The 4,430-nt window shown below is 52.5% G+C and carries 1 protein-coding gene; it reads right to left on the bottom strand.

Going from position 1 to position 4,430, the window contains the following annotated elements:
* Positions 1–4,430 (bottom strand): beta strand repeat-containing protein (locus GTQ38_RS20780; RefSeq protein ID WP_161437513.1); only part of this gene is annotated, 4,430 nt, incomplete at both ends.

The following is a 4,430-nucleotide window of genomic DNA, read 5'->3' as shown; positions in this document are numbered from 1 at the left end:
AGTTATCCGCCGCATCGGTTACCACCGAAATGTCAACGGCAGGGACATTGGATGCACATTGTACATTCACCGCTGCCGGGTTACTGGCCGTTGGGGACGTAGTATCACCTATGGTGATGGTCTGGGTAACATCGGTACTGTTGCCGGCTCCATCGGTTATCCTGTAAGTCCTTGTAATTACTTCAGGATTGCTGTTGCCATCGCTGACATCACTTACAAAGGTCACTGTTGGTATTCCACAATTATCAGCCTCATCTGTAACCACAGTGATGTCCGGCACAGGAATAGTCGAACACTCTACACTTATGGGTATCGGATTACTTGCCGTAGGCGCTATTGTATCTACCCCGGTCACCGTAATCGTCTGGGTAACATCGGTATTGTTGCCGGCTAAATCTGTCACCCTATAGGTCCGGGTAATGGTTTCAGGACTGCTATTGCCATCGCTCACATCACTGACAAAGGTAACTGTGGGTATGCCGCAGTTATCAGCCTCGTCGGTCACTACAGCGATGTCCGGGACAGGAATGGACGAACACTCTACACTTATAGGCATCGGACTACTGGCCGTCGGAGCGGTAGTATCCTCTACAGTGATGGTCTGGGTCACATCGGTGCTGTTGCCCGCCCCATCGGTTATCCTATAGGTCCTTGTAATTACTTCAGGATTGCTATTGCCATCGCTCACATCACTTACAAAGGTGACTGTTGGTGTGCCACAGTTGTCTGCTTCGTCCGTCACTACCGCAATATCCGCAGTAGGGACATCGGAGGAACATTGTACGCTCACTGTTGTTGGGTTACTGGCCGTTGGGGCCGTGGTATCCTCTACGGTGATGGTTTGAGTGACATCGGTACTGTTCCCAGCTCCATCGGTTATCCTGTAAGTCCTTGTAATTACTTCAGGATTGCTGTTGCCATCACTGACATCACTTACAAAAGTAACTGTTGGGTTCGCTGTACAGTTGTCCGCCTCATCGGTCACTACCTTTATGTCTTCAGCAGGGACATTGGAGAAACATTGTACACTCACCGCCGCCGGATTGCTGGCTGTTGGAGCAGTGGTATCGTTTATCGTGATGGTCTGAGTAACATCGGTGCTGTTCCCTGCCGCATCCGTTACTCTGTAGGTTCGGGTGATGATTCCCGGGTTGCTGGTGTCGTCTCCCACATGGGTAACCGTTGGAATCGTTGTACAGTTGTCCGCCGCATCGGTCACCACGGTAATGTCCACAGCAGGGACATTGGATGCACATTGTACACTTACCGCTGTCGGATTGCTGGCCGTTGGAGCGGTGGTATCGTCTACCGTGATGGTTTGAGTAACATCGGTGCTGTTCCCGGCTTCATCGGTTATCCTGTAAGTCCTTGTAATTACTTCAGGGTTGCTGTTGCCATCACTGACATCACTTACAAAAGTAACTGTTGGGTTCGCTGTACAGTTGTCCGCCTCATCGGTCACCACGGTAATGTCCGATGCCGGGGCGCTACACTGAGCACTGATTGCTGCCGGGTTACTGGCCGTAGGAGCCGTGGTATCTTCTACCGTGATGGTCTGGGTGACATCGGTGCTGTTCCCGGCCCCATCGGTTATCCTGTAAGTCCTTGTGATTACTTCGGGGTTGCTATTGCCATCACTCACATCGCTGACAAAAGTGACTGTTGGGTTTGCGGTACAGTTATCCGATGCATCAGTCACTACGGTGATATCTGATGCCGGAGCGCTACATTGTACGCTGATGGCTACAGGATTGCTAGCCGTAGGGGCTGTAGTATCCTCTACGGTGATGGTCTGGGTGACTTCGGTGCTGTTCCCGGCTTCGTCAGTTACCCTATAGGTCCGGATTATGGTTCCCGGGTTGCTGGTGTCGTCTCCCACATGGGTAACCGTTGGAGTCACCGTACAGTTATCCGCCTCATCGGTCACTACGGTAATGTCCACAGCAGGGACATTGGATGCACATTGTACGCTTACCGCTGCCGGATTACTGGCCGTTGGGGCCGTGGTATCGTTTATCGTAATAGTTTGGGTAACATCGGTGCTGTTCCCGGCTCCGTCAGTTACCCTATAGGTCCGGGTGATGTTTTCCGGGTTGCTATTACCATCACTCACATCGCTGACAAAAGTGACAGTTGGGTTCGCGGTACAATTATCAGCCTCATCGGTCACTACGCTGATATCCGATGCCGGGGCGCTGCACTGGACACTGATCGCTGCGGGATTACTGGCCGTTGGAGCGGTGGTATCTTCTACGGTGATGGTCTGGGTAACATCGGTGCCGTTCCCTGCCCCATCGGTTACCCTATAAGTGCGGGTAATGGTTTCTGGGTTGCTGTTGCCATCACTGACATCGCTTACAAAGGTCACAGTTGGTGTGCCACAGTTATCCGCCGCATCCGTCACTACGGTGATATCTGATGCCGGAGCACTGCACTGGGCAGTTATGGCTACCGGGTTGCTCGCCGTAGGAGCGATGGTGTCGTCTACCGTAATAGTCTGGGTAACATCGGTGCTGTTCCCGGCTCCATCCGTTACCCTATAGGTCCGGGTAATGGTTTCAGGATTGCTTTTCCCATCACTGACATCACTGACAAAAGTGACTGTTGGATTTGCAGTACAATTGTCCGCTGCATCGGTCACTACGCTGATATCCGATGCCGGGGCGTTGCACTGGGCAGTTATGGCTGCCGGATTACTGGCCGTAGGAGCGATGGTGTCGTCTACCGTGATGGTCTGGGTAACATCGGTACTGTTCCCGGCCTCATCAGTTACCCTATAGGTCCGGATGACTGTTCCCGGGTTGCTGGTGTCGTCTTCCACATGGGTAACCGTCGGAGTTACGGTACAGTTATCCGCTTCGTCAGTGACCACCGCAATATCTGCAGCAGGGACACACTGAGCACTGATGGCAGCAGGATTGCTGGCCGTTGGGGCCGTAGTATCCTCTACCGTGATGGTCTGGGTGACATCGGTGCTGTTCCCAGCTTCATCGGTTATCCTGTAGGTTCTTGTGATTACTTCAGGATTGCTGTTGCCATCGCTCACATCACTGACAAAAGTGACTGTTGGGTTCGCGATACAATTATCGGCCTCGTCGGTCACTACGGTGATGTCCGATGCCGGAGCACTACACTGGGCGGTTATGGCTGCCGGATTACTGGCCGTTGGGGCTGTCGTATCCTCTACCGTGATGGTTTGGGTGACATCGGTGCTGTTCCCTGCACCATCAGTTATCCTGTAAGTCCTTGTGATTATCTCGGGGTTGCTGTTGCCATCACTCACATCGCTAACAAAGGTTACTGTTGGGTTCGCGGTACAATTGTCCGCTGCATCGGTCACCATGGTAATGTCTAATGCCGGGGCGCTACACTGGGCAGTTATAGCTGCTGGATTACTGGCCGTTGGGGCCGTAGTATCGTCTACGGTGATCGTCTGGGTAACATCGGTGCTGTTTCCGGCTCCATCGGTTACCCTATAGGTCCGGGTAATGGTTTCAGGATTGCTGTTGCCATCACTGACATCACTGACAAAAGTGACTGTTGGGTTCGCGGTACAATTGTCCGCTGCATCGGTCACTACGGTGATATCTGATGCCGGGGCGCTACACTGCGCACTGATAGATGCCGGATTACTGGCCGTAGGAGCGGTGGTATCGTTTATGGTGATGGTCTGGGTGACATCTTTGCTGTTTCCGGCACCATCGGTTACCCTATAAGTCCTTGTGATTACTTCGGGGTTGCTATTGCCATCACTCACATCACTTACAAAAGTGACTGTTGGGTTCGCGGTACAGTTGTCCGCTGCATCGGTTACTACGCTGATGTCTGATGCCGGAGCGCTACACTGAGCACTAATGGCTGCAGGATTACTGGCCGTTGGGGCCGTGGTATCGTTTATGGTGATGGTTTGGGTAACATCCTTACTGTTCCCTGCCCCATCGGTTATCCTATAAGTCCTTGTGATTACTTCGGGATTGCTATTGCCATCACTCACATCACTGACAAAAGTGACTGTTGGATTTGCGGTACAGTTGTCCGACGCATCGGTTACTACGCTGATGTCTGATGCCGGAGCGCTACACTGAGCACTAATGGCTGCAGGATTACTGGCCGTTGGGGCCGTGGTATCGTTTATGGTGATGGTTTGGGTAACATCCTTACTGTTCCCTGCCCCATCGGTTATCCTATAAGTCCTTGTGATTACTTCGGGATTGCTATTGCCATCACTCACATCACTGACAAAAGTGACTGTTGGATTTGCGGTACAGTTGTCCGACGCATCGGTCACTACGGTGATATCTGATGCCGGGGCGCTGCACTGGGCACTGATCGCTGCGGGATTACTGGCCGTTGGGGCCGTGGTATCGTTTATGGTGATGCTTTGGGTGACATCCTTGCTGTTCCCGGCACCATCCGTTACCCTATAGGTC

Origin of the sequence: Poritiphilus flavus, from assembly GCF_009901585.1 — a bacterium.
In the GTDB taxonomy this organism is placed as follows: Bacteria; Bacteroidota; Bacteroidia; order Flavobacteriales; family Flavobacteriaceae; genus Poritiphilus; species Poritiphilus flavus.
This window is presented reverse-complemented; position numbering and strand designations above follow the sequence as displayed.